Annotated in this window: 1 protein-coding gene; it reads left to right on the plus strand. The window is 41.4% G+C overall.

The window, feature by feature from the left end:
- The coding region (gene tkt, locus BN3326_RS21050; protein WP_070001226.1) for a transketolase at window positions 1-1,811 on the plus strand (1,811 nt) is incomplete at both ends.

Raw genomic sequence — 1,811 nt, forward strand, 5'->3', positions numbered from 1 at the left:
GGTTCTGCACCTATGGCCTATACATTATGGGCAGACCATATGAAGCACAACCCTAAAAACCCAACATGGCAAAACAGAGACCGTTTTGTTCTTTCAGCAGGTCACGGTTCTGCACTTATTTATTCCCTGCTTCATGTCTTTGACTATGGCCTAAGTGCCGAAGATCTTCAGAATTTCAGACAAGAAGGAAGTCTTACTCCAGGACATCCGGAATACGGTCATACAATCGGTGTAGAGATGACAACCGGCCCTCTCGGTCAAGGAATCGCCTCAGCAGTAGGTATGGCTATGGCTGAAAGATACCTAGGTGAACACTTTAATCAAGAAAATTATGATATCGTAGATCATTATACCTATGCTTTAGTAGGTGATGGCTGCCTGATGGAAGGTATCTCTTATGAAGCAGCTGGCCTTGCGGGTACGCTTAAACTCGGTAAGCTTATTGTACTTTATGATTCTAATAAGATTACCATTGAAGGGGCAACTGAGATTGCTTTCACTGAAAATGTACGAGCACGCTTTGAAGCTCAAGGTTTTGAAACCTTCGTAGTAGAAGATGGCAATGATATAGAGGCCATTTCTAAGACATTGGCTGCTGCTAAAGCAAACCTTGATAAACCAAGCTTTATTGAAGTTAAAACCCAAATCGGTTATGGCTGTCCTAAAAAACAAGGCAAAGCAGCAGCTCATGGTGAACCATTAGGAATAGATAATATTTGTGAAATGAGAACTTTCCTTGAGCATCATGATCAAGAGTTCTTTGTAGAAGATGCAGTAAAAGCGCATATCGCAGATTTTATTAAAGGTGCTGAAACTGCTGAGGGCGCATGGAATGAACTTTTTGCAGCTTATGCTAAAGCTTATCCAGAGCTTGCAAAAGAATGGGAAGCTTGGCATACAAAAGACAATATCAGCTTAGACATCTATGAAAAATATGCAGATACAAGTAAGAAGATGGCAACACGTAATGCTTCTTTTGAAGTGATTAACCATATGGCTGGGATCGTACCAAACATTATCGGAGGTTCAGCAGACCTTGCGCCATCTACTAAAACCTATATGAATGGCAAAGGTGACTTTAGCTCAAGCGACTATACCGGAAGAAATCTTCACTTTGGTATTCGTGAACATGCGATGGGTGCTGTTGCAAATGGGATTGCAATCCACGGCGGACTTAAAACCTTCTGCTCAACTTTCTTTGTATTTAGTGATTATATGAAAAATCCAATGAGACTTGCAGCACTTATGAAGCTGCCGGTAACTTATGTTCTGACTCACGACAGTATTGGGGTAGGTGAAGATGGACCAACTCATCAGCCAATCGAACAGCTTGCAATGCTTCGTTCTACACCGAACCTTGTAACCTTTAGACCAGCAGATGCTAAAGAAACAGTGGCTGCTTGGGAATATGCCCTAAACTCTAAAACCGAACCTGTAGCGATTGTACTTTCAAGACAAGATCTGCCTTTCCTTGAAAACTCAGGTACAGAAGCTAAAAAAGGTGCTTATGTTGTTGCTGGCTGTGATCCAAAAGACAGTGACATTATCCTCATTGCAACAGGTTCAGAAGTACAGCTTGTTGTAAATGCAGCCAAAGAACTGGAAAAAGAAGGTATTAAAGCTTCAGCCGTAAGTATGCCATCAATGGATGTGTTTGAAAACCAACCAGCAGCTTATAAAGAATCTGTATTACCATCAAATAAAGTAAAAAGAGTCGCGGTAGAAGCTGCAACCAGCTTTGGATGGCACAAATATACTGGTTTTGAAGGCAAAATCATTTCCATAGATACCTTTGGAGAATCAGCACCAGC

The sequence above is a fragment of the Cellulosilyticum sp. I15G10I2 genome, assembly GCF_900095725.1.
Lineage (GTDB): Bacteria > Bacillota > Clostridia > Lachnospirales > Cellulosilyticaceae > FMMP01.